Raw genomic sequence first — 22,701 nt, 5'->3', positions numbered from 1 at the left:
CGCAGAGCGCCGCACGATAGTCGAGAGCATCGTTCCTCACGTTCCAGCGTGGGAATGCGGTTCCCGACGCTCTGCGTCGCACGATAGTCGAGAGCATCGTTCCTCACGCTCCAGCGTGGGAATGCAGTTCTCGACGCTCTGCGTCGCAAGAGGACGCGAGCGTCCAGAAAGGCACGCCAACACGGAGCATTGGCACGAGAGTCAGGTACCTGCCTGCAATCAAAGCGCGAAGCGCGCCACCATGCCGTTGAGGTCGATTGCCAGGCGTGACAGCTCGGTGCTGGCTGCGCTGGTCTGGTTGGCGCCGTTGGTGGATTGTGCCGAGAGATCGCGGATGTTGACCAGGTTGCGGTCCACTTCGCGGGCGACCTGTGCCTGTTCTTCGGCGGCGCTGGCGATGACCATGTTGCGTTCGTTGATTTCCTCCACGGCGCTGTTGATGGTGTTCAATGCCTGGCCCGCGCCCTTGGCGATGTTCAGGGTCGATTCGGCGCGTTCGGTGCTGTTGCGCATCGAGCTGACGGCCTGTTCCGTGCCGGTCTGAATGCTGCTGATCATGCGTTCGATTTCGCTGGTCGATTGCTGGGTGCGATGGGCCAGGGCACGGACTTCGTCGGCGACGACGGCAAAGCCACGTCCTGCTTCACCGGCGCGCGCGGCTTCGATGGCGGCGTTCAATGCCAGCAGGTTGGTCTGGTCGGCCAGGCCGCGAATCACGTCGAGCACCTTGCCGATATCGCGCGATTCATTGGCCAGGCTGATGATCAGCTCGGCAGTGCCTTGCACGTCGCCACTCATGCGTTCGATGGCGCTGACGGTTTCCTGAACCAGGTCGCGGCCATCGCCCGCAGAGGTGGCCGCGCTGCGCGAGGCCTGCGAGGTGCTGGTGGCGTTGCGTGCAACTTCTTCCACGGCACTGGTCATCTGGTTGACCGCAGTGGCTGCCTGTTCTATTTCATCATTTTGCTGCACCAGCCCGCGTGCGCTTTCGTCAGTGACAGCATTCAGCTCTTCGGCTGCCGAGGCCAGTTGCGTGGCCGAGCCGGAAATACCCTGCAAGGTATCGCGCAGCTTGTCCTGCATGGTTTTCATGGCCAGCAGCAGACGACCGGCTTCATCGGTGCCATCGATACTGATCGGCCGGGTCAGATTGCCTTGCGCGATGGTCTCTGCTGCAAGCAGTGCGGTGGCAATCGGTGTGGTAATGCTCTTGATCAGCATCCAGGCAAACACGAGGGTCAGCAGGGTGGCGGCGATCAGCAGTCCGATCACCATATTGAATGCCGAGTCGTACTCGCTGGAGGCCTGTTCCTTGACCTCATTCAACTGTGCCGTATTGATCTCCACCAGTTTGCGCAGCACAACGTTCATCTGGTCGGAGTTGCTGACCATTTCGTTGTTGAGCAACTCCTGCAATTGGTCGATGTTGTTCGCACGGCTCAGCGTCTTCAGACGATCCTCAAGCTGGCGATACTGCCCCAGCAACTGCACGTACTGGCTATAGAGGTTGCGCTCTTCGGGCGCGCTGATCAGCTTTTCGTAAACGGTCTGAGCGTCACTGATCTGCTTGTTGCGCATCGCCATCAGTTCGATGGTTTTCTGCTGGGTTTCCGGATCGCGATTGACCAGCAATCGGTAGGACAATACCCGCAGACGAATACTGACTTCAGCGAAGCGATCGAGGCTCTTGATGCTGGGCACGTTGCTGTCGGCCAGCACCTCGGTGGCGCCGCGGATCTTGCTCATCTGTGACAGTGCAAAGACGCCCAGAATCAGCATCAGGGTGCCGATCATGGCAAATCCAAGAAACGCTCGGGGCGCGATGTTCATATTTCGCAGGGACACAGAAAGCTTCCAGGGTCATTTACGCGTTCCATGCGATTTAGAGACGGGGATAAAGCCGTGAGTGGGGTGCCTATCGGACGTGCGACTGAAGTCTTGAGTTAATAGGCACGTATCGCCTGTGACTTAATCGTGACGAATTCTTCATTTCTCTCGCGGATCGGGCGCAACCCCTTGAAAAGACGGGGCGAGGGCTTTTTCTGCGATGGCAGTCTGCCCATTGGCTGCGCGCATTTGTCGCAGTTTCAGGCAGTCTGACGAACAGCAGGAACCGGATACCGAATACGCAGTCACAAGCCCCCTACGCGTCTACGTTATCGACATGTCGATGTCATGACAGAGCGGTATCGAAGCCTGAGCGCTGGTATGCACAGCGACTTTTCTTTATCGTACGCGCCCGTTGAAATTTGCTCGAGAAATCAAAATGTTGGAAGCCTCCCTTAGCCAATTGGAACAACTTGTCGGCGACCTGGTGCAGCAGAACCAGGCCCTTCAGGAAACAAATGCACAGCTCGGTGCCGAGCTGGCAAAAGCCAAGGACGAGAACGAGAACTTGCAACTGAGTCTGATGGAGCAGGAAGAGAAGCATGGCAGCACTGCCGCGCGCATCCAGGCACTGGTTGATCGCGCGACCAGCGCAAGTGCTGTCGGCGCATGAACGTCGATGGCAGCGGTGTAACCGTCCTCACTATTCTGGGCAATGAGTACTCGGTCAAGGCGCCGGCTGGCGAAGACCTGACCCTCATGAAGGCCGCCGCGATGCTTAATGCGTCGCTGGCCGACACCAAGCGCAAATACCCGACGTTGATCGGTGACCGTCTGCTGGTCCTTGCTGCGCTGAACCTTTGTTCGCAGCAGATCGAGCTTGAGCAATTGCACAAGGTCGAGCTCAAGCGCTACCGGGAGCAGGTCGAAGCGACGGTGGATGTGATCGCCAAGACCATCGCCCCGAACTGAATGTGTGGCGCTGACGCAGTCGCAGTCAGAAAGAATGCGACTGTCTGCGTCTGCGCCATTGCCCGAGTGCTTCCTCCAGCCGCAAGGGGCTGTCGATCTGCTGGCGACGGGCATGGCTGAACAGGATCAGCGCCAGTTCTGCGGTGACCAGCGCATCGGCGCTGGCGTGGTGACGCTCTTCGGCGTGCAGACCAAAGAAACGGGTCCAGTCATCCAGCCCGGCATGACGCAGGTTGGCGTGCTCGCAGAGCATCGGAGCTATTTCGGCAGCGTCGAAAAACGGATGCTGCAAGCGATAGCCCAGGCTTTCTTTCAAGGCACGCGACAGCATGTGCTGATCGAATGGCGCGTGAAAGCCGAGGATCGGGCTGTCACCGACGAACTCCATGAAGTCCAGCAAAGCCTCGACCGGCTCACTGCCTGCGGCAATCGCACTGGGCGCCAGCCCATGAATCAGAACGGCGGGGCTGATCTTGTGGTCGACGCGCAACAGCGTGCGCTCGAACTGCTGGCCCAGATCGATGGCGCCGTCTTCAATCACCACCGCACCAATGGACAGCACCTGATCACGGTTCATGTTCAGGCCGCTGGTTTCCAGATCCAGCACGACCCAGCGCTGTTCACGCAGCGGTGTGCCGCTGAGGTTCGCGCACACCGGCAGTCGTTCGAGGCGCTCCAGTTGATGTGCATGCAAAGGCGTTTTTTTCGGCCGTGGCTTGAGCCATTCGAACAGATTCATAGTTGATAACGCAGGGTCAGGCTGGTTTGCAATCGCTGCGCCTGGCGAAACGATTCGCGCAGAATGCGCCGGTCCAGATGGTTGAGTGTGTCGGGGTCGATGCGGTTGGAATAAGCCAGATTCTGGCGACTCTGCAGCTGATGTTGCTGCATGCGGGTCTGCTGAATGAAGTGATAGGCCTCCTCATACGCAGCACCGTCGAGCGGGTCGATGACTTCGCGCTCGACCAGTTGGCGCAGGCGTTCCTGCGTGTTGCTCACGCCGATACCGTTGGCCAGTGCCAGCAGGCGCGCCCCGTCGACGAAGGGCGTCAGGCCTTCGACCTTGAGGTCCAGGGTGTCCTTTTCACTGCCTTTGCGCGCCAGCACGAAATCCTTGAAACGACCCACCGGCGGACGCTGGCGCAGCGCATTCTCGGCCATCATGCGCTGGAACAGCCGGTTGTCTGCGACCTGATCAAGAATGCCGCGGCGCAGTTGCTCGCCGCCGCTTTCATCACCCCAGACCACGCGCAGATCGAAATAGATACTCGAGGCCAGCAGGTTCTCCGGCGTCGCCTCGCGAATAAATGTCGAGAAACGCTGTGACCATTCAAGTTGCGACAGACACAGGTCGGGATTGCCGGCCATGATGTTGCCCTTGCACAGGGTAAATCCACATTGCGCCAGGCTCTGGTTGATGCGTTCGGCAATTGGCAGCAGTACTTTGCGAATCTGCTCTGCCTCTGCGGCATCGCGCGCTTCGAACAAAATGGCGTTGTCCTGATCGGTATGCAGCGTCTGCTCGCGACGGCCTTCGCTGCCAAAACACAGCCAGCTGAACGCAATGCCAGGGTCGCCTCTCTCTGCAAGTGTCAGCTCGATCACCCGGCATACGGTGTGATCGTTGAGCAGGGTGATGATCTGGGTTATCTGCGTCGAAGACGCGCCGTGGGCAAGCATGCGATCGACCAGCTGGACGATATCGCCGCGCAAGCCGGTGAGCGCTTCGATGCGTGGCGCGTTGCGAATGGTCCGCGCCAGGTGCACCAGGTCGACCCGTTGCAGGGAAAACAGATCCCGCTCCGACACCACGCCGCACAACCGCCCGTCCCGGACCAGGCACACGTGGGCGATATGGCGTCCGGTCATGGCGATGGCGGCGTCGAACGCACTGGCGTCCGGGCTCAGGTGGAACGGTGACAGACTCATGGTGTGCCTGACCGGCGCGCTGAAGTCGGCATTCACATCGGCAACCGCCTCACGCAGGTCGCGCAGGGTAAAGATACCCAGCGGCGCCTGCCGCTCGTCGACAATCACGATGCTGCCTACCTGCTGCTCATGCATCAGCTTCACGGCGTCGCGCATGGGCGTTTCCGGGCTGCACATCACCGGATGGCGCATGGCAAGTTCACCCAGCCGGGTGTTCAGAGAGTATTGCGTGCCGAGGGTTTCGACGGCGCGCTGCTGGACCTGCTGATTGACTTGATCCAGCAGGCTGCTGACCCCGCGCAGGGCAAAGTCGCGAAAGGTTGTGGAGAGCGCGAACAGCTTGATGAACGCTTGCTTGTTCAATTGCAGGCAGAAGGTGTCCTCGGCAGCCAGATGCTCGGTGCGGGTGGCACGCTCGCCGAGCAGGGCGGCGAGCGGAAAACACTCACCCGTGGTTATTTCAAATGTCGTTTCCGTACCGCCTTTGGCAGAATGCGGACGCTCGCCGACGATCCGCCCCTGTTTGACGATGTAAAAGTGCTCCACCGGTCCGTCGCCAGGCTTGATGATGCTTTCACCGGCAGCGTAGAAGCGCAGCTGGCACTGCTCGACCAGATAGGCCAGGTGAGCGTTTTCCATCTGATTGAACGGCGGGAATTTTTGCAGAAACTGCATGGTGCCGTGTATGTTCTGCAGCACGGCTGTCTTGCCTGCCTGGGTGAAAGCATCTGCCTTGCTCATGGCCTGTTCCGCGTTCTTGTTATTGGTGCTCATGGTCGGCCGCTTGCAGCCAGGTGCCCATTGGACGTAAGTCTTACCTTGAACCCAGTGACACAGTCGTGCTGGTTGCGACATAACTGATTTGACGAGCGCAACGGATTGCGAGCGGAGACCGGCCGGGATGCCGACGAAATGCATCGCAGATTGACCCGTATCTGCTGTCGGATTAGTTCAGGGAATGATGAGACTGCAATGATTGACCACGATATTCTGAGCGACGATGAGCGCGATGCCCTCCATGAGGTCATGCTCACGCCCGCCCGCGACGCCCCGCAACGGGTCCTGATCGTCGATGACGACAGCGACGCGCGAGAGCTGCTGGCCGAAATTCTAAGCCTCAATGACATCAGTTGCATGACTGCGCCCGGTGGCGATACTGCGCTGCAGATGATCCACACGCGTCAGTCTATCGGACTGCTGATCACCGACTTGCGGATGGCTCCTTTTGACGGGCTGGATCTGATTCGCAAGGTTCGTGAGTCGGATCGGGCCGAGCTGCCGATCATCATCGTGTCCGGCGACGCCAACGTGCGCGATGCCATCGATGCCATGCACCTGAACGTGGTGGACTTCCTTCTCAAACCGCTCAATACCAAGCAATTGGTGAAGCTGGTCAAGCGGGAATTGGGGATAAGTTGAGGCAGTGAGCCCTTGCAGGTTCTGGCCCGGCAAGGACCAGAACCTGCAATTGCCCGGGCGGCGAGTTACAGGCCGTTGATGGCCTTGAACTCCCTGCGGCGACGGTGCAATACCGGCTCGGTGTAGCCGTTGGGCTGCCGGGTGCCTTCGATGACCAGCTCGACCGCCGCCTGGAAGGCGATGTTGTTGTCGAAGTCGGGTGCCAGAGGGCGATACAGCGGGTCGTTGGCGTTCTGGCGATCCACCACCGGTGCCATGCGCTTGAGGCTTTCCAGGACCTGAGCTTCGCTGACAACGCCGTGACGCAGCCAGTTGGCCATGTGCTGGCTGGAGATGCGCAGCGTGGCGCGGTCTTCCATCAGGCCGATGTCGTTGATGTCCGGCACTTTCGAACACCCCACTCCCTGATCGATCCAGCGCACGACATAGCCAAGAATGCCCTGCGCATTGTTGTCCAGTTCGTTCTGGATTTCTTCCGGCGTCCAGTCAGTATTCGGCGCCAGCGGAATGGTCAGAATGTCATCCACCGAGGCTTGCTCGCGCTGCGCCAGTTCGGCCTGACGGGCGAACACGTCGACCTTGTGATAGTGCAGGGCGTGCAGCGCGGCTGCCGTAGGTGAGGGAACCCAGGCGGTGTTCGCTCCCGCCAGTGGATGAGCGATTTTCTGCTCCAGCATGGCGGCCATCAGGTCCGGCATGGCCCACATGCCTTTGCCGATCTGTGCGCGACCTTGCAGGCCGCATTTCAGGCCAATGTCGACGTTGGAGTTCTCGTAGGCAGCGATCCACTTCTCGGCTTTCATCTGCGCCTTGCGCACCACCGGGCCTGCTTCCATGGAGGTATGGATTTCGTCACCGGTGCGGTCGAGGAAGCCGGTGTTGATGAACACCACGCGCTCACTGGCGGCCTCAATGCAGGCCTTGAGGTTGACCGTGGTACGGCGCTCCTCGTCCATGATCCCGACCTTCAAGGTGTTACGCGGCAAGCCCAGTACCTGCTCGATGCGCCCGAACAGTTCGTTGGTGAATGCAGCTTCCTCCGGGCCGTGCATCTTCGGTTTGACGATGTACATCGAGCCGCTGCGGCTGTTGCTGCGTGAGGTGTTGCCGTTGAGGTTATGGATGGCTGCAAGGCTGGTCAGCAGGCCATCGAGAATGCCTTCCGGCACTTCGTTGCCATGCTTGTCGAGTATCGCATCGATGGTCATCAGGTGACCCACGTTGCGAATGAATAACAGCGAGCGACCATGCAGCGTGACTTCGCCGCCCTCTGGCGTGGTGTAGACGCGGTCCGGGTTCATGGTGCGGGTAAAGGTTTCACCGCCCTTGGACACCGATTCGGCCAGATCACCCTTCATCAGGCCCAGCCAGTTGCGGTAGACAACCACTTTGTCGTCGGCATCGACAGCGGCGATGGAGTCTTCGCAGTCCATGATGGTGGTCAGCGCCGCTTCCATGAGAATGTCTTTCACGCCTGCCGGATCGGTCTGCCCGACCGGGCTGGCGGCGTCGATCTGCAATTCGAAGTGCAGGCCGTTGTGCTTGAGCAGCAAGGCAAACGGTGCCTGGGCATCGCCTTGAAAACCGACCAGTTGGGCGTCATCGTGCAGGCCGGTATTGCTGCCACCCTTGAGACTGACGACCAGCTTGCCGTCGATCAGTTTGTAAGCCGTCGAGTCTGCATGTGAACCTGCTGCCAGAGGCGCAGCCTGATCAAGAAAGGCACGAGCGAACGCGATCACCTTGTCGCCACGCACCTTGTTGTAGCCTTTACCCTTTTCCGCGCCGCCTTCTTCGCTGATGGCGTCGGTGCCATAGAGCGCGTCATACAGCGAACCCCAGCGGGCGTTCGACGCATTCAGCGCAAACCGGGCGTTCATCACCGGCACGACCAGCTGCGGGCCGGCCATGGTGGCTATTTCTTCATCGACGTTTTGCGTGGTGATCTGGAAGTCCGCTGCTTCTGGCAGCAGGTAACCGATCTCCTGAAGGAAGGCTTTGTAGGCCGAGGCGTCGTGAGCCTGCCCGGCATGCGACTGGTGCCAGGCGTCGATTTTCGCCTGTAACTCATCACGTTTGGCGAGCAGTGCCTTGTTCTTTGGCGCAAGGTCGTGGATCAGTTGGTCCGCACCGGCCCAGAACGCAGTGGCGTCGACGCCGGTTCCGGGGGTGGCTTCGTTCTGCACGAAGTCGAACAGGACTCTGGCGACTTGCAGGTCACCGACTTGAACGTACTCAGTCATTGCACTTGCCTCACTCTGCTCAGCAGGGTCGAGCACACTCGGGGAGCGCTCTGTTATTGATTTTGGTGTCATGTAGTGCGCAGTTCGGGACACTACATGAGCCGTCATCGCGTGAAAACGTCGCTGAATATGTCACTAAACGACTGGATATTCATATTGGGTCACGGTGATATTCACCGTGTTCCCAGAAACGCTCAGGATTGTTCCATAAAGCGTGGCAAACGGTACACGATTTACCGCGAGCGAGCTGCCCTTCGGGCATGCATATACTCGTAAGACCGACGCTGTCTCCAAATCATCTGTGCAGAAAGAGGAATTGACCGTGGATCATCTCGTCGTAACGCTGGTTGCTCCCGACAAACCGGGTCAGGTCGAACGCATCGCACGCTGCATCGCCGAGCATGGCGGCAACTGGCTGGAAAGTCGCATGTCGCGCATGGCCGGACAATTTGCCGGGATCCTCAAGGTAGGCGTCGAGGCAGAAAACTATGATGACCTGATCAAGGCCCTGAATGGTTTGTCAGCCCATGGCATCCGCATGTTGCTGGCCGAGAGCGTGGTCGAGACCACCGATACGACTCGAATGATCAGCATGGAACTGGTCGGCAACGACCGCCCCGGCATCGTACGCGACATCACCCGTTTGCTGGCCGGGCAGGGCGTCAACGTCGAACACCTGATTACCAACGTGTCACCCGCGCCCATGAGCAGCGAACTGCTGTTCCACGCCGACGCGGTGTTGGGCGTCCCTCAGGACCTTTCACTGGATGACCTGCAGACGGCGCTCGAGACTCTGGCGGATGATTTGATGGTGGAGTTGGTGCTGGGGGCCAAGGAGTAAGTCCGATCACTGTTTTTATTCAGCTGTGGACTGCTTCTCGCTCCGGTACCCGTCTGACTCCCCCAAGGTCTGGCTCCATTTTACGGACCACAGGCATACCTATTGGCCATCCGAACTGAACGGTCCTGATATCAGTGCCGACGGCCTTACGATCATCACGTGGCAGATCAATCAACCATTCACGTACAGGCTCAATGCCTGTTTCGGTTCGGAAAAACTTAACGATCAAAATAGGGGGAGGATTACTCATAATTGGTGTGTGCCAAAAAATGTGCACAATTCAATGTTCGGAAAGCTGTCTCGGTTATCCAAGTTAACCGTGCACCTGCCTGTGGATAACCTGGGGGAATCGCGTTGCGCGCCACGTCGGCCGTGGCTTGGCGGCGATTGATCAAAAATCCAGCAGTTTCAAGGGCTTGTGCACAGATAAGGTGAGTCTGCCTGTGGATAACCCTTGGAGAACCCTTTGCAGGCCACGTTTTGCGTGGCCTGCAAGATGTTGTCTGTTTTTTGATCAGTGACGGCCGCGGGATTTCAGCCAGATATCCACACTGTAGATCGCCAGCCCCGTCCAGATGAAAGCGAAGGTGATGATGGTGCTGGTGGTCAGGTGTTCGCCATACAGCAGCACAGCCAGTAGCAGGACCAGTGTGGGCGCGATGTATTGCAGGAAGCCCAGGGTGGTGAACGGCAAATGGCGGGCGGCGGCGTTGAAGCACACCAGCGGTACCAGCGTCACCGGGCCTGCGGCGGCCAGCCAGATGGCTTGCGTGGTGGTCCAGAATTCCGGCTGGGCGCTCACGGCCGTCGGGTTGAGCGTCAGCCAGATCAGTGCCAGCGGCACGAGCATCCAGGTTTCGACCACCAGGCCGGGCAGGGCAGCGACCGGGGCTTGTTTACGGATCAGCCCATAGAACGCGAAGGTCAGTGGCAGCGCCAGCGACACCCACGGCAGGCTGCCGACGTGCCAGACCTGCTGTGCGACACCCATCGCGGCGAAAGCGACTGCCAGCATTTGCAGGCGTCTGAGGCGCTCGCCCAGCAGCAACATGCCGAGCAGCACGTTGACCAGCGGGTTGATGTAATACCCGAGGCTGGCCTCCAGCATGCGCCCGTTGTTCACTGCCCAGACGTAGATGATCCAGTTGCTGGCGATCAGCGTGCCGCTCAGCGCCAGCACGGCCAGCCGTTGCGGATTGTCGCGCAGGTCGCGCCACCAGCCGGGATGCTTCCAGAACATCAGCACAATCGAGCCGAAGAGCGCCGACCAGAGCGCGCGATGGATGATGATCTCGATGGCCGGAACCGCGGCAATGGCTTTGAAGTAGATGGGGAACAGGCCCCAGATGATGTAAGCACTCAGGCCCAGAATGTATCCACGGCGTGGATTGGCAGCTTGCATGGAGCGTCCCTTAAATGCAGAAAATTCCGGTTTTATTGTGGGGTGATGCGGTTGATGGTTTTGATTGTACTGACGCTGGAGCGCTCAATGTTATACACAGGTTCGACCGATTCACGACATCTGTGCCGCGCCGCTTGCTCAGGATCGGACGCAGCGCGCCGCACGATAGTTGAGATTATCGTTCCTCACGCTCCAGCGTGGGAATGCCTTGGGTGACGCTCCGCGTCACAGGTTTGCGCCGCACGATAACCTGGGGCTCATCAGGTCAAAACAGTTTCAGCGGTTCTTCATTCAGTGCGGCCATCTGCTCGCGCAGGGCCAGGATATGGTCGCCCCAGTAGCGCTCCGTGCCGAACCACGGAAAGCTGTGCGGAAACGCCGGGTCATCCCAGCGCCGGGCCAGCCAGGCGCTGTAGTGCATCAGGCGCAAGGCACGCAGCGGTTCGATCAGGGCCAGTTCGCGTGGATCGAAATCATGAAATTCGTTGTAGCCGTCCATCAGCTCCGACAGCTGACCCAGACGTTCCTGGCGGTCGCCGGCCAGCATCATCCAGATATCCTGGACGGCAGGGCCGAGGCGGCAATCGTCCAGATCGACGATGTGGAACATCTCGTCTCGGCACATCATGTTGCCGGGGTGGCAGTCGCCATGCATGCGGATGTTGGTGTGCGGTGTGGCCGCGTAAACGTCTTCGACACGCTTGAGCAGGTCACGAGCCACTGACTCGTAAGCCGGCAGCAGGCTGCGCGGGATGCAGTCGTTTTGCAGCAGATAGTTGACCGAATCATGGCCGAAGTTCTTCACGCCCAGGGCTTCACGGTGCGCGAACGGTTTGGTCGAGCCGACGGCATGCAGACGCCCCAGTAACTGGCCCAGGCGATACAACTGATCGAGATTGCCTGGCTCAGGTGCTCGTCCACCGCGACGCGGGAACAGCGTGAAACGGAAACCGGCGTGCTCGAACAGGGTTGCGCCGTTGTGCACCATGGGCGCGACCACGGGCACTTCGACCTCGACCAGTTCAGCGGTGAAGCTGTGCTCTTCAAGGATGGCTTCGGTAGTCCAGCGCTGTGGGCGATAGAACTTGGCGATCAGCGGTTGGCCGTCTTCGATACCGACCTGATAGACGCGGTTTTCGTAACTGTTGAGCGCCAGGATGCGGGCATCGCTGAGAAAACCGATGCTTTCGACAGCATCCAGGACCAGATCGGGAGTAAGTGTTGCAAACGGGTGAGCCATGACTACTCCTGCGCGCAGCAGGTTGCCGCGTCGGACCGCTGATGGTAACGCAGACCGGTCCCGCTTCGCCAAACCCCATCCGTTTAATCTGCCTTCGGGCTCTTTTGTCATCAAAAAGTCATGAGTCGTTAGCGAGATAGCCATGTTCGACGCCTAGAGTCGCCGTCAATGAGATCGATCTCAAGTGAGCGGCAATGACTGATCTGAAAGAGGTAGCGCATCTGGCCGGGGTTTCCCGGGCTACTGCGGCACGTGCCTTCGCAAGCCCCGACGTCGTGCGCTCGGAAACCCGCGAGCGGGTATTCGCTGCGGCCCGCGCCTTGGGTTTTCGCCCCAATCGGCTGGGCCGCCAGTTGCGTCTGCAAACCACCAACCTGATTGGCGTGGTGGTGCCCAACCTGCTCAACCCGGTGTTTGCCGAACAGTTTCAGGCCATGGAGCGGGCGGCGCGGGCGCGGGGTTATAACCTGCTGCTGGCAACCACCGACTACACCGCAGAGCGTGAAAGCGCCGTGGTTGAGGAGTTGTTGCGTCAGCGGGTCGACGGGCTGGTGCTGACGGTGACCGACGCCGAGCACAACCGGGTACTGCAAAGCCTGATCAATGAAGACACTCCGTTCGTGCTGGCCTATCACCAGACCGGTAACCCGGATTACAGCGCGGTGTCTGTGGATAACCGGGCGGGCATGGCGCTGGCCACTCGTTACCTGATCGATGCAGGCCATCAGCGAGTCGCCATGGTCGCAGGCCCGGCCATGCAGTCCGACCGCGCCCGACTGCGTTATGAAGGCTATCGCGACGCCATGGCCGAGCGTGGGCTTGAAGCGCGACCAGTGATTGAAATGCCTGCTCATACAAGCGCCGATTTCGCTGCACTGGAACCCCTGTTACGTGGCCCGGACGCGCCCAGCGCGCTGGTCTGTTCCAACGATTTGCTGGCCATCAGCCTGATTGCCGAATTACGTCGCAACGGCTGGGGCGTTCCCGAGCGCCTGTCGGTGATCGGCTTCGACGGCATCGCCCTCGGCACGCAGATGCACCCGACCTTGTGCAGCGTGGTTCAGCCCATCGCCGAGCTGGCGCACATTGTCATCGACCAATTACTGGCACGGATTGCTGGCGCAGTACCTGTTTCTCATTGTCTGCCGTGCCACATCCGGCCCGGCGAAAGCACCCAGCCCTACCAGGAGATGCTTCATGCTCAGCCTCAGTAAAACCCTCGCGGCACTGCTGTTATGTGGTGCGGCCAGCCTCGCCCAGGCCGCCGAAACCGCCATCTGCTACAACTGCCCGCCCGAATGGGCCGACTGGGGAACGCAGCTCAAAGCGATTGCCGACAGCACCGGTGTCCAGGTGCCGCTGGACAACAAGAACTCCGGCCAGGCGCTGGCGCAGATCGTTGCCGAGCAGGCCGCACCGGTCGCTGACGTGGTCTATTACGGCGTGACCTTTGGCCTGCAGGCGCAGAAGGCCGGCGTGGTCGATACCTACAAACCCAAACACTGGGACGAGATTCCGGCAGGCTTGAAAGACCCTGAAGGGCACTGGTTCGCGATTCACTCCGGGACCCTCGGCATCATGGTCAACGTGGACGCACTGGGCGGTCTGCCGGTGCCGCAAAGCTGGGCGGATCTGCTCAAGCCCGAGTACAAGGGCATGGTCGGCTACCTAGACCCGTCCAGCGCGTTCGTCGGTTACGTGTCCGCCGTGGCGATCAACCAGGCCATGGGCGGCACGCTGGAAAATTTCGGTCCGGCCATCGACTACTTCCAGAAACTGGCGAAAAACTCGCCCATCGTGCCCAAGCAAACCGCCTATGCACGCGTGCTGTCCGGCGAGCTGCCGATTCTGGTCGACTATGACTTCAACGCCTATCGCGCTCGCTACAAGGACAAGGCCAACGTTGCCTTCGTGATTCCCAAGGAAGGCACCATCGGCGTTCCCTATGTGATGAGCATGGTCGCCAAGGCGCCGCATCGTGCCAACGCCGAGAAGGTGCTGGATTTCGTGCTGTCCGATGAAGGTCAGGCGCTGTGGGCCAAAGCCTATCTGCGCCCGGTACGCTCGAAGATGCCTGCCGATGTTGCTGCGCAGTTCTTGCCGGACAGCGATTACGCCCGTGCCGGTGTGGTGGATTACCAGCACATGGCCGCCGTGCAGGAAGCCTTCGCCGCCCGTTATCTGCGTGAGGTGAAGTAATGTCGGCCTCGCCGGAACAAGCGCTGGCTCTGCGCAAGGGCGGATCTTTCAGGCTGCGGCTGCGCCCGACCGCTGCGGTGGCGCTGGCTCCGGCGATGGCCGTATTGCTGGCATTCTGGCTGCTGCCGCTGACCCACCTGATCATGCTCGGCACGCAAGGGTTCGATGGCAATGGCAGCGGTTACTGGCAGGTCCTGAGCAGTCCTCAGTACCTGGGCAGTCTGGCGCAAACCTGCCTGCTGGCGCTGGTGGTGACGCTCGCGGCGTTACTGGTCGGCGGCATCAGCGGTGTGTTTCTGGCCCGCAACCACTTCTTCGGACGCTCTGCGCTGGTGGCTTTGCTGACCTTCCCGCTGGCGTTTCCCGGTGTGGTGGTCGGCTTTCTGGTGATTCTGCTGGCCGGTCGCCAAGGTATCTTCGCCGCGCTCGGGTTGCACCTGGCGGGCGAGCGCTGGGTGTTCGCCTATTCGCTGACCGGACTGTTCATCGGCTATCTGTATTTCTCGATTCCGCGAGTGATTCTGACGGTCATGGCGGCCTGCGAAAGTCTGGATCGCAGCCTTGAAGAAGCCGCGCATTCGCTGGGCGCGGGTCATTGGCGCGTGGTGTGCGATGTGATCGTTCCGGGGCTGGCACCCGCGCTGGTGTCCTGCGGCGCGATCTGCTTCGCCACGTCGATGGGCGCATTCGGCACGGCCTTTACCCTGGGCACGCGTCTGAACGTCACGCCGGTAGCGATCTACAACGTGTTCACCAATTACGCCAACTTCACGGTGGCCGCAGCGCTGTCGGTAATCCTCGGGCTGGTGACGTGGGCAGTGTTGTTGCTGGCCCGGCGCATGGTCGGTAAATCGGGAGTTCCCTTGTGAAACGTTCTCCGTTGTTTGCAGTACAACTGGCGTTCACGCTGTTGGTCTGCGCGTTCATGCTGGTCCCGGTGGTGCTGTCGTTACTGGCCGGCCTGACGCGCAACTATTTTCTGGGCCTGTCGAGCGGTCTGACCTTCGACTGGCTGGTGCAGGTCTGGCAGGCCTATTCACCGACCGTCTGGCTGTCGTTGCAACTGGCCGTGGCGTGCGCAATCTGCGTGTGTCTGGTGGGCGTCCCGGCAGCGTATGCGCTGGTGCGCATGAACAATCGCTTCAGCCGGGCCTTCGAGGAATTGATGGTCTTGCCCGTCGCCATGCCCGGTCTGGCCAGCGCCCTCGCGTTACTGCTGACCTACGGCCAGTTCGGCGGCTTTCGCAGCAGCTGGTTGTTCATTCTGGTCGGCCACGTGTTGTTCACCCTGCCGTTCCTGGTGCGCCCGGTCATGGCGGTGATGCAGCGTCAGCAACTGCCGGTGCTCGAAGAGGCGGCCGCCAGTCTGGGCGCCGGGCCGATCAAGCGTTTCTTCAGTGTGGTTGTGCCTAATTGCCGGGCCGGGATTCTTGCCGGTGTGCTGATGGTCGTGACCCTGTCGCTGGGCGAATTCAACCTGACCTGGATGCTGCACACGCCGATGACCAAGACCCTGCCGGTCGGTCTGGCCGACAGTTACGCCTCGGCCCGACTGGAAGTCGCCAGTGCCTACACCCTTCTTTTTCTGTTGCTGATTGTGCCGCTGCTGATTGCGTTGCAGGCCATCAGCGCGCGTCTTGCCCGTGGAGAGAGCCGATGAGCGGAACCACCATTCGCCTGAAAGGCTGCCGCAAGGCATTTGCCGACGGCACCGTTGCTGTAAAGGATCTGCACCTGACCATCGAGCCCGGCGAAACGCTGGCGATTCTCGGTCCGTCCGGTTGCGGCAAGACCACCACCTTGCGGCTGATTGCAGGGCTTGAACGTCCGGACGTCGGGCAGGTGTTGTTCGATGATCAGGACGTGACACGTCTGCCCATCGAGCGGCGCGACGTGGGCATGGTGTTTCAGAACTATGCGTTGTTTCCCAACCTCGATGTGGCCGGCAATATCGTTTACGGCCTGAAGATTCGTGGTCTGTCGGCTGCCGAGCGCAACAAGCGTTGCGATGAGTTGCTGGAACTGGTCGGTTTGACCGGCCACGGCAAGCGCCGCGTCAACGAGCTGTCTGGCGGGCAGCGCCAACGGGTCGCGCTGGCCCGGGCCCTGGCGCCGCGCCCCCGGGTGCTGTTGCTGGACGAGCCGCTGGCGGCACTGGACGCGCAGTTGCGCGAGCGCTTGCGCAGTGAGCTGGACCAGTTGCTGCGTGGGCTGGGCATCACCTCGGTGTTCGTCACCCACGATCAGGGCGAGGCGATGGCCCTGGGCGACCGGATTCTGGTCATGGAAAAAGGCTGCGTCTCGCAATTGGCGACGCCGAGGGACATCTATCAACAGCCTGCCAATGCGTTCGTCGCCGGGTTTGTCGGCAATCTGAATGCGTTCAGCGTGGTCGAGCGCACCCCGTCAGGCCTCAAGGTGAGCGGCGGCGAGCTACCGTGGCACGGTGCTGACGTACCGGGCACGGTCTACTGCCGCCCCGAGCACCTGCGTTTGATGTCAGGAAACGGCCATATTCATGGGCGTCTGGTCGGGCAGTTTTTTCAGGGCGCGCAAAGTCGCTTGCTGGTCGATGTCGGTGGCCCGCAGCCGCTGCTGGTAGACAGCACCGACAACGTGATTTATGCCGCAAACGCAGTCATTGCCTTGAGCGTCGACCCGCAAGTGCTGTTTACCCTGCATTCGTGAACTCGTTTTTCGTAGAGAGATTATTTTGAATCGTCCGTTTCTTATTGCTCAGATCAGTGACCTGCACCTCAAAGCCGACGGGCGCCTGACCTATGGCGTAGTCGATACCCTGGGGGCGCTGCGCCGCGCGGTCGCGCACATCAATGCCAGCAAGCAGCGCCCCGACATCGTGGTGATCAGCGGTGACCTGGTGGACTTCGGTCGCGAGGACGAATACGCCGTGCTCAAGCCCGAACTGGAACGTCTGCAGATGCCGTTCTATCTGGTGCCCGGCAATCATGATGATCGGCACAACCTGCTGGCCGCGTTTGCCGAGCAGGTGTACCTGCCGTTGTCGGCCAGCGGTCCTCTGGACTGGGTCGTTGAGAAATACCCGGTGCGCCTGATCGGCATGGACACGACCATTCCCGGCGAGCATGGCGGGCAACTGGATTATTGTCAGCTGGACTGGCTGCACGCACAGCTGTCCCGTCGTCCTTACGTGCCGACCGTGATCGTCATGCACCATCCGCCGTTCATTACCGGCATAGGGCACATGGACCGCGAATCCTTCGGCAACGCATCGGCGCTGGAGCGCGTGATCGCCCAGCATCCGCAAGTGGAGCGTTTGCTGTGCGGACATTTGCATCGACCGATGCAGCGACGTTTCGGAGGCAGCGTGGCGAGCATCTGCCCGGGCACCTCACACCAGATCGTCCTCGACCTCGACGAAGCCGCGCCTGCGCATTTCAATCTGGAACCGGCAGGTTACGTGCTGCATCGCTGGCATTCGGAACAGGGGTTTGTCAGTCATAACGCCGTGTTCGGCGACTATGAAGGGCCATACCCGTTCTACGATGTGAACGGGTTGATTGATTGATTGCTCATCGCTCCCACGCTCTGCGCCCGGCGTGATACTCAAGTCTTGATGAGCCCGGAAAGCGGGGCTCGACGCGCAGTATCAGGCGGAGTAAAGATCCTTGTGGGAGTGAGCTTGCTCACGAAGACGGTGTTTCAGTCGATGCATTTTCGACGATCATACAGCCCTCTTCGCGAACAAGTTCGCTCCCATGGCCTCCGGCCAGAATCAATAGCAGACCTTTATATAACGATGAGCGATCTGCGTCCTCTTCCTGATTGCCGATCAGGCGCCGATAACGCCGCCATCTTCCCGGGTGATGACCATCACCGATGAGCGCGGTTTACCGTTGGGCAAATGCTCGGGGAAGGTAGAGCCACCGTTTTCACCGGGATGCTGGATGCCGATGAACATCGTCCGGTAGTCAGGCGCAAAGCTGATGCCGGTGATTTCGCAACCGATCGGGCCAACCAGAAAACGGCGGATCTCGCCGCTGGCCGGGTCGGCACAGAGCATCTGGTTGTTGCCCATGCCAGCGAAGTCACCCTTGTTGCTGGAGTCGCCGTCGGTCTGGATCCACAGCCGACCCGATCGATCGAAACTCAGGCCGTCCGGGCTGTTGAACATGTTCTGCGCGTTGATGTTGCTCGACCCGGCCTGTGGCGTACCGGCATGTACGGTCGGGTTGCCCGCGACCACAAACAGGTCCCACTCGAACGCCATCGCCGACGCATTGTTGCCGCCTTCGCGCCAGCGCAGGATCTGCCCGTACTGGTTCTTGGCGCGTGGATTCGGCCCGCCAACCGGCTGACCTTCGTCGCCGCGCTTGATGTTGTTGGTCAGCGTGCAATAAACCTGGCCATCCTTGGGGCTGACCACGATCCATTCCGGGCGGTCCATGCGCGTGGCCTTGACCACGCTGGCGGCCAGCCGTGCATGAATCAACACTTCAGCCTGATTGGCGAAACCGGCAGCGGCATCGAGGCCGTTCTTGCCGTATTTCAGTTCGATCCACTGGCCGTTGCCCTTCGGATGGTCCGGGTTGCCGTTGCCAGCGTCGAATTGCGCCACGTACAGGGTGCCGTGGTCCAGCAGGTCGCGATTGGCTTTCGGGTTCTTGCGATCGATCCGGTCGCGGCTGATGAATTTGTAGATGAACTCGCCACGCTCGTCGTCGCCCATGTACACCACGGCGCGCCCGTCCCTGGTCTGCGTGAAGGCGGCGTTTTCGTGCTTGAAACGCCCGAGTGCCGTGCGCTTGACCGGCGTCGATTCGGGGTCGAACGGATCGATCTCGACCACCCAGCCATGACGATTGACCTCGTTGGGGTTTTTCGCCACGTCGAAGCGCGGGTCGTGCGGGTGCCAGTTGATCTCTTTACTGGCAGCCACGACGCCATAGCGCTTCATGCCCGCATCGAATGGCTGCTCCGGGTTGCTGCTGCCGAAGCAGTCGGTGAAGTTCTCTTCACAGGTCAGGTACGTGCCCCACGGTGTCTGGCCGCTGGAGCAGTTCTGGAAAGTCCCCAGGACGCGGGTGCCGGTCTTGTCGGCGTCAGTCTTGAGCCATTCGTGACCGGCCGCCGGGCCACTCAGCCTGATCGGCGTATTGCCATGCACGCGACGGTTGTAACGCGAGTCCTGCACGAACTGCCATTTGCCGTTTTTCTGCTGTATCTCGATCACTGACACGCCTTCTGCGGCGAGTGCCTTGCGCACTTCTTCTGCCGATTGCGGCTCCTTGCCATGCTCGAAGAGGTAGCGGTAGTTGGTGTATTCGTTGTTGATCGCCAGCAAAGCACGGTCTTTGCGAGCCCGCATCGGGAACAGGCACATGCCGTCGTTGTTGTCGCCGAACTGCACCTCCTGAGCCTGGGCGGTACCCTTGCCACTCGGGTCGAACGCCGGACCGCCCGCTCGCAGAGGCTGGCCCCAACTGATCAGTACCGAGGACGTGTAACCTGCTGGCAGGCTGATGCTGTCGGCGGTGGCAGCAGGAATGCTCTGGAAGCCGAGCAATCTGCCAGACGCCGCGCTGACGCTGTTGGCCAGAGCGGTACGGCTGAGCAGGTTGCCGCCGAGAAACATCGCAGCGCCGCACAATGCGCCCGCGCTGATGAAACCGCGGCGGGTGAGGCCGACCTTGTCGGCGCCGACCAGGTTTTCCAGGTCAGTGGTCTGGTTTTCTTCTAATAGTTTCATCATCACGGCTCCCTCGAATATGGCAGCCACCTTAGTGCGCGCATATGACGAAATTGTGTCGTAGTGATGACCTGCCAGCGCTTACAACGGTATACCCAGCAGTACCAGTGAAGCAGCAAATCTTGCCTGCACCGTGGTGCCGGTTTTCAACTGTTGTGCATGCAGGTGCTCAGGTGTCGCCAGGGCGCACAGCGTCTGGCCGCCGGGGAGTGTGATGCGTACTTCGCTCGGGCCATATTCAGCGTCGGTCACGCTGTCGATTCGGCCGATCAGACAATTGTTTCCATTTGTTTCTTCGCTGCGGTCTGCGTGCAGTTCCAGCCAGCCGGCCTTGATCAGTGCAACCACCTCCGTGCCGTTTTCCAGTTCCAGACGCAGGGTGCTGCCATGGGTGACCTGTGCTTCGATAAACACCTCGTCCGCCAATTGCAGGCGAACCTGATCGTTATGCCCCTGGCGGGTGATGCTGACGATCCGCCCCAGCAACTGATTGCGTGCGCTGGTACGCAGGGTCAGGCGATTGAGCAGGTCAAGGTCGCTGCTGTCTTCGGCCGCTTCCAGCACCTGGGCCTGCAAGGCCTGGACGCGCTGATAGAGACGCAGCACTCGCTCGCCCTCGACCGACAACTTCGCGCCGCCACCGCCGCGTCCGCCGACACTGCGCTCTACCAGCGGTTTTTGCGCCAGATTGTTCAGCTCGTCGATCGCGTCCCAGGCCGCCTTGTAACTCAGCCCTGCGCTTTTCGCAGCGCGGGTGATCGAGCCCTGTTCGGCAATATGCTGCAACAGCGCAATGCGTTGCGGGCGACGGACCATGTGTTGCGTCAGCAAGGTGGGGAGGGCCATGGAAATCCGGGGCGGTCGAGTAGGAGTGGGCAGTATGATCGCTCTCGCTCATGGCGTCGAAACCGGAAGCGGAGCGTCCCGAAAGGCATTACCACGCTGGAGCGTGGGAACGATATTAAACCAGGCGCGTAGGGGCCATTAGTCACCCGGCTTGGGCGTGCGAGCCAGGCAATACACGTCCACCCGCCGCGCACCGGCCTTGTTCAGCAGTCGCGCAATGACCTCTGCCGTCGAACCGGTGGTCAGAACATCATCGACCAGCGCCAAGTGCTTGCCCTGTACCCAATCGGGATCAACCAGGGTAAAGGCGCCGCGCAGGTTGCGCCTGCGGGCTTTCGCGTCCAGGCCCTGTTGTGCGGTTGTCTCCCGGCTGCGTAACACATGCTCTTCGTCGACGGGCAGTTGCAGCTGTTTACCCAGCCAACCGGCCAGCATTGCCGCCTGATTATAGCCGCGCTGGCGCAAGCGTTTGTTGGCCAGCGGCACTGGAATGAGGCAGTCGGGTCGCGGCAGGTCTTCCTCGAAACGGTGCTGCAGGTATTGCGCGCACAGTTCCGCCAGCAGTCGTCCCATGGGCCATTTACCGTTATGTTTGAAGCGGGTGATCAAACCGTCGACCGGGAAATCGTACAGCCAGGGCGCGATGACCTGAGCAAAGCCGGGCGTTTGCTTGCAGCATTGCGCGCAGCTCATGCCTGAACGCGGTAACGGCAGCGCACAGCACACGCAGGCGTTGCCCAGCCACGGCAGTTCTGCTTCGCACGGCACGCAAATGGGCGTGGGCACCTCACTGCGTTCATCGCATAACAAACAGGATTGTTTGTTTTTTAACCAGATGTAAACCTCATGCGGGTAGCTGGGTTGACAGCGCATGGCTCTTCCTTAAATATGCCCGACATCCGTGTAGCGCATGGGGTCTTTCCCGCCCTCGCGCATTGCCCAGAAACACCAAGGAGCCGCCCGATGAGCGCCAGCACCACCGCCACTTTGCGTCACGACTGGACTTTAGCCGAGGTCAGGGCGCTGTTTGTACAGCCATTCAATGACCTGCTGTTTCAGGCGCAAACGGTGCATCGCGCTCACTTCGACGCCAACCGCGTGCAAGTCTCCACGCTGCTGTCGATCAAGACCGGCGCCTGCCCGGAAGACTGCAAGTACTGTCCGCAGTCCGGCCACTACAACACCGGTCTCGAGAAAGAAAAGCTGCTGGAAGTGCAGAAGGTGCTTGAAGAAGCCGCGCGTGCCAAGGCCATTGGCTCGACCCGCTTTTGCATGGGCGCGGCCTGGAAGCATCCTTCCGCCAAGGACATGCCTTATGTGCTGGAGATGGTCAAAGGCGTGAAAGCCATGGGCATGGAAACCTGCATGACCCTGGGCCGCCTCGATCAGGAACAGACCGAAGCGCTGGCCACCGCGGGCCTGGACTACTACAACCACAACCTCGACACCTCGCCGGAGTTCTACGGCAGCATCATCACCACCCGGACTTACAGCGAGCGCCTGCAAACCCTGGCCTACGTGCGCGATGCAGGGATGAAGATCTGCTCCGGTGGCATTCTGGGCATGGGCGAGTCCCTCGATGACCGCGCGGGGCTGCTGATTCAACTGGCCAACCTGCCTGAGCACCCAGAGTCGGTGCCGATCAACATGCTGGTCAAGGTCGCCGGTACGCCGCTGGAAAACGCCGAAGATGTCGACCCGTTCGATTTCATTCGCATGCTCGCCGTGGCACGGATTCTCATGCCGAAATCCCACGTGCGTCTGTCCGCCGGTCGCGAAGCGATGAACGAGCAAATGCAGGCACTGGCGTTCTTCGCCGGGGCCAACTCGATTTTCTACGGCGACAAGCTGCTGACCACCGCCAACCCGCAGGCCGACAAGGACATGCTGCTGTTCTCGCGCCTGGGCATCAAGCCCGAAGCAGGCGAAGGGCATGCCGACGAAGTGCATCAGGCCGCCATCGAACAGGCGCTGGTCGAGCAGCAAAGCAGCTCAATGTTCTACGACGCTGCCTCTGCCTGATCCGTTGAATGGGCCGGCCTGTTCCGGCCCGTT

General features: G+C 60.5%; 20 protein-coding genes and 2 pseudogenes. 11 read left to right on the top strand and 11 right to left on the bottom strand.

Annotated elements, in window-relative coordinates:
* Window positions 1–219: 219 nt before the first annotated feature.
* Window positions 220–1,083 carry a methyl-accepting chemotaxis protein gene (locus tag PI739_RS25020; RefSeq protein WP_404944186.1) on the bottom strand — a complete coding sequence of 288 codons (864 nt, stop codon included), beginning with the start codon at window positions 1,081–1,083 and terminating at the stop codon, window positions 220–222.
* Window positions 1,075–1,830 (bottom strand): annotated as a pseudogene (locus PI739_RS25015) (MCP four helix bundle domain-containing protein); the annotation flags it as partial. The pseudogene PI739_RS25015 and the gene PI739_RS25020, both read right to left, overlap by 9 nt.
* Window positions 1,831–2,266: 436 nt before the next feature.
* Between PI739_RS25015 and PI739_RS22390 the strand changes: the two are divergent.
* On the top strand, window positions 2,267–2,500 hold the full coding sequence (locus PI739_RS22390) for a hypothetical protein (RefSeq protein WP_003316169.1): 234 nt from the start codon (window positions 2,267–2,269) through the stop codon (window positions 2,498–2,500).
* The gene (locus PI739_RS22385; RefSeq protein ID WP_003316170.1) at window positions 2,497–2,799 is read left to right on the top strand and encodes a cell division protein ZapA; all 303 of its coding nucleotides are present in this window, start codon (window positions 2,497–2,499) and stop codon (window positions 2,797–2,799) included. Before PI739_RS22390 ends, PI739_RS22385 begins: the two co-directional genes overlap by 4 nt.
* 25 nt (window positions 2,800–2,824) lie before the next feature.
* Here PI739_RS22385 and PI739_RS22380 read toward each other — a convergent pair whose 3' ends face one another.
* Both PI739_RS22380 and PI739_RS22375 read right to left on the bottom strand, forming a co-directional pair.
* Window positions 2,825–3,538, bottom strand: a complete 714-nt coding sequence (locus PI739_RS22380) for a 3'-5' exonuclease (protein ID WP_054081717.1) — start codon at window positions 3,536–3,538, stop codon at window positions 2,825–2,827.
* Window positions 3,535–5,469: a DUF294 nucleotidyltransferase-like domain-containing protein gene (locus tag PI739_RS22375; RefSeq protein ID WP_003432578.1), complete on the bottom strand. Its 1,935-nt coding sequence runs from the start codon at window positions 5,467–5,469 to the stop codon at window positions 3,535–3,537. The genes PI739_RS22380 and PI739_RS22375 overlap by 4 nt, the downstream gene beginning before the upstream one ends.
* A 231-nt stretch (window positions 5,470–5,700) precedes the next feature.
* On the opposite strand from PI739_RS22375, the gene PI739_RS22370 reads away from it, so the two are divergent.
* Window positions 5,701–6,147 carry a response regulator gene (locus PI739_RS22370; protein ID WP_003372457.1) on the top strand — a complete coding sequence of 149 codons (447 nt, stop codon included), beginning with the start codon at window positions 5,701–5,703 and terminating at the stop codon, window positions 6,145–6,147.
* Between the two features lie 65 nt (window positions 6,148–6,212).
* On the opposite strand, the gene PI739_RS22365 is transcribed toward PI739_RS22370, so the two are convergent.
* The gene (locus PI739_RS22365) at window positions 6,213–8,390 is read right to left on the bottom strand and encodes a malate synthase G (protein ID WP_096128355.1); all 2,178 of its coding nucleotides are present in this window, start codon (window positions 8,388–8,390) and stop codon (window positions 6,213–6,215) included.
* A gap of 322 nt (window positions 8,391–8,712) precedes the next feature.
* Between PI739_RS22365 and PI739_RS22360 the strand changes: the two genes are divergently transcribed.
* Entirely contained in the window at window positions 8,713–9,231 is a 519-nt protein-coding gene (locus tag PI739_RS22360) for a glycine cleavage system transcriptional repressor (protein WP_003432583.1), read from the top strand.
* Window positions 9,232–9,283: 52 nt separating this feature from the next.
* Here the strand turns inward: PI739_RS22360 and PI739_RS22355 are convergent.
* The 3 genes and pseudogenes from PI739_RS22355 to PI739_RS22345 all read right to left on the bottom strand — a co-directional run.
* Window positions 9,284–9,481 (bottom strand): annotated as a pseudogene (locus PI739_RS22355) (type II toxin-antitoxin system RelE/ParE family toxin); the annotation flags it as partial.
* 264 nt (window positions 9,482–9,745) lie between these two features.
* Window positions 9,746–10,633: an EamA family transporter RarD gene (gene rarD, locus PI739_RS22350; RefSeq protein ID WP_024661745.1), complete on the bottom strand. Its 888-nt coding sequence runs from the start codon at window positions 10,631–10,633 to the stop codon at window positions 9,746–9,748.
* Window positions 10,634–10,898: 265 nt separating this feature from the next.
* A complete protein-coding gene (locus PI739_RS22345; RefSeq protein WP_003432591.1) occupies window positions 10,899–11,873 on the bottom strand; it encodes a serine/threonine protein kinase in 975 nt (324 codons plus the stop codon).
* Between the two features lie 194 nt (window positions 11,874–12,067).
* On the opposite strand from PI739_RS22345, the gene PI739_RS22340 reads away from it, so the two are divergent.
* The 6 genes from PI739_RS22340 to PI739_RS22315 are packed head-to-tail and all read left to right on the top strand — an operon-like array spanning window position 12,068 to window position 17,619.
* Complete coding sequence (locus PI739_RS22340; protein WP_003372438.1) at window positions 12,068–13,087, top strand: LacI family DNA-binding transcriptional regulator; 1,020 nt, start codon at window positions 12,068–12,070, stop codon at window positions 13,085–13,087.
* On the top strand, window positions 13,071–14,072 hold the full coding sequence (locus PI739_RS22335; RefSeq protein WP_054081715.1) for an ABC transporter substrate-binding protein: 1,002 nt from the start codon (window positions 13,071–13,073) through the stop codon (window positions 14,070–14,072). The genes PI739_RS22340 and PI739_RS22335 overlap by 17 nt, the downstream gene beginning before the upstream one ends.
* On the top strand, window positions 14,072–14,941 hold the full coding sequence (locus PI739_RS22330) for an ABC transporter permease (RefSeq protein ID WP_054081714.1): 870 nt from the start codon (window positions 14,072–14,074) through the stop codon (window positions 14,939–14,941). The genes PI739_RS22335 and PI739_RS22330 overlap by 1 nt, the downstream gene beginning before the upstream one ends.
* Window positions 14,938–15,732, top strand: coding sequence for an ABC transporter permease (locus tag PI739_RS22325; protein WP_003432594.1), 795 nt, complete (start codon window positions 14,938–14,940; stop codon window positions 15,730–15,732). The genes PI739_RS22330 and PI739_RS22325 overlap by 4 nt, the downstream gene beginning before the upstream one ends.
* Complete coding sequence (locus tag PI739_RS22320; protein ID WP_046720088.1) at window positions 15,729–16,760, top strand: ABC transporter ATP-binding protein; 1,032 nt, start codon at window positions 15,729–15,731, stop codon at window positions 16,758–16,760. Before PI739_RS22325 ends, PI739_RS22320 begins: the two co-directional genes overlap by 4 nt.
* Before the next feature lie 25 nt (window positions 16,761–16,785).
* Window positions 16,786–17,619 carry a phosphodiesterase gene (locus PI739_RS22315; protein ID WP_003432597.1) on the top strand — a complete coding sequence of 278 codons (834 nt, stop codon included), beginning with the start codon at window positions 16,786–16,788 and terminating at the stop codon, window positions 17,617–17,619.
* A gap of 264 nt (window positions 17,620–17,883) precedes the next feature.
* On the opposite strand, the gene PI739_RS22310 is transcribed toward PI739_RS22315, so the two are convergent.
* The 3 genes from PI739_RS22310 to PI739_RS22300 all read right to left on the bottom strand — a co-directional run bounded on the left by PI739_RS22310 (window position 17,884) and on the right by PI739_RS22300 (window position 21,519).
* The gene (locus PI739_RS22310; RefSeq protein ID WP_054081791.1) at window positions 17,884–19,800 is read right to left on the bottom strand and encodes a PhoX family protein; all 1,917 of its coding nucleotides are present in this window, start codon (window positions 19,798–19,800) and stop codon (window positions 17,884–17,886) included.
* 81 nt (window positions 19,801–19,881) lie between these two features.
* Complete coding sequence (locus PI739_RS22305; RefSeq protein ID WP_054081713.1) at window positions 19,882–20,646, bottom strand: TOBE domain-containing protein; 765 nt, start codon at window positions 20,644–20,646, stop codon at window positions 19,882–19,884.
* A 138-nt stretch (window positions 20,647–20,784) separates the two neighbouring features.
* Entirely contained in the window at window positions 20,785–21,519 is a 735-nt protein-coding gene (locus tag PI739_RS22300) for a ComFC family protein (RefSeq protein WP_003372417.1), read from the bottom strand.
* Between the two features lie 90 nt (window positions 21,520–21,609).
* On the opposite strand from PI739_RS22300, the gene bioB reads away from it, so the two are divergent.
* On the top strand, window positions 21,610–22,668 hold the full coding sequence (bioB, locus tag PI739_RS22295) for a biotin synthase BioB (protein WP_003372416.1): 1,059 nt from the start codon (window positions 21,610–21,612) through the stop codon (window positions 22,666–22,668).
* Window positions 22,669–22,701 lie beyond the last annotated feature (33 nt).

The sequence above is a fragment of the Pseudomonas cerasi genome (genome assembly GCF_027983475.1).
Lineage (GTDB): Bacteria > Pseudomonadota > Gammaproteobacteria > Pseudomonadales > Pseudomonadaceae > Aquipseudomonas > Aquipseudomonas cerasi.
Note: the sequence above shows the minus strand (reverse complement) of the source record. Positions and strands in the feature narration are given on the sequence as shown.

Excerpts from the sequence above, each read along its gene's own strand:
- PI739_RS25020 (WP_404944186.1), bottom strand. The coding sequence starts at position 1,083 with ATGCAGGACAAGCTGCGCGATACCTTGCAGGGTATTTCCGGCTCGGCC.
- PI739_RS22375 (WP_003432578.1), bottom strand. The coding sequence starts at position 5,469 with ATGAGCAAGGCAGATGCTTTCACCCAGGCAGGCAAGACAGCCGTGCTG.
- rarD (WP_024661745.1), bottom strand. The coding sequence starts at position 10,633 with ATGCAAGCTGCCAATCCACGCCGTGGATACATTCTGGGCCTGAGTGCT.
- PI739_RS22385 (WP_003316170.1), top strand. The coding sequence starts at position 2,497 with ATGAACGTCGATGGCAGCGGTGTAACCGTCCTCACTATTCTGGGCAAT.
- PI739_RS22320 (WP_046720088.1), top strand. The coding sequence starts at position 15,729 with ATGAGCGGAACCACCATTCGCCTGAAAGGCTGCCGCAAGGCATTTGCC.
- PI739_RS22335 (WP_054081715.1), top strand. The coding sequence starts at position 13,071 with ATGCTCAGCCTCAGTAAAACCCTCGCGGCACTGCTGTTATGTGGTGCG.
- PI739_RS22370 (WP_003372457.1), top strand. The coding sequence starts at position 5,701 with ATGATTGACCACGATATTCTGAGCGACGATGAGCGCGATGCCCTCCAT.
- PI739_RS22330 (WP_054081714.1), top strand. The coding sequence starts at position 14,072 with ATGTCGGCCTCGCCGGAACAAGCGCTGGCTCTGCGCAAGGGCGGATCT.
- PI739_RS22310 (WP_054081791.1), bottom strand. The coding sequence starts at position 19,800 with ATGAAACTATTAGAAGAAAACCAGACCACTGACCTGGAAAACCTGGTC.
- bioB (WP_003372416.1), top strand. The coding sequence starts at position 21,610 with ATGAGCGCCAGCACCACCGCCACTTTGCGTCACGACTGGACTTTAGCC.
- PI739_RS22365 (WP_096128355.1), bottom strand. The coding sequence starts at position 8,390 with ATGACTGAGTACGTTCAAGTCGGTGACCTGCAAGTCGCCAGAGTCCTG.
- PI739_RS22345 (WP_003432591.1), bottom strand. The coding sequence starts at position 11,873 with ATGGCTCACCCGTTTGCAACACTTACTCCCGATCTGGTCCTGGATGCT.
- PI739_RS22340 (WP_003372438.1), top strand. The coding sequence starts at position 12,068 with ATGACTGATCTGAAAGAGGTAGCGCATCTGGCCGGGGTTTCCCGGGCT.
- PI739_RS22390 (WP_003316169.1), top strand. The coding sequence starts at position 2,267 with ATGTTGGAAGCCTCCCTTAGCCAATTGGAACAACTTGTCGGCGACCTG.
- PI739_RS22305 (WP_054081713.1), bottom strand. The coding sequence starts at position 20,646 with ATGGCCCTCCCCACCTTGCTGACGCAACACATGGTCCGTCGCCCGCAA.
- PI739_RS22380 (WP_054081717.1), bottom strand. The coding sequence starts at position 3,538 with ATGAATCTGTTCGAATGGCTCAAGCCACGGCCGAAAAAAACGCCTTTG.
- PI739_RS22300 (WP_003372417.1), bottom strand. The coding sequence starts at position 21,519 with ATGCGCTGTCAACCCAGCTACCCGCATGAGGTTTACATCTGGTTAAAA.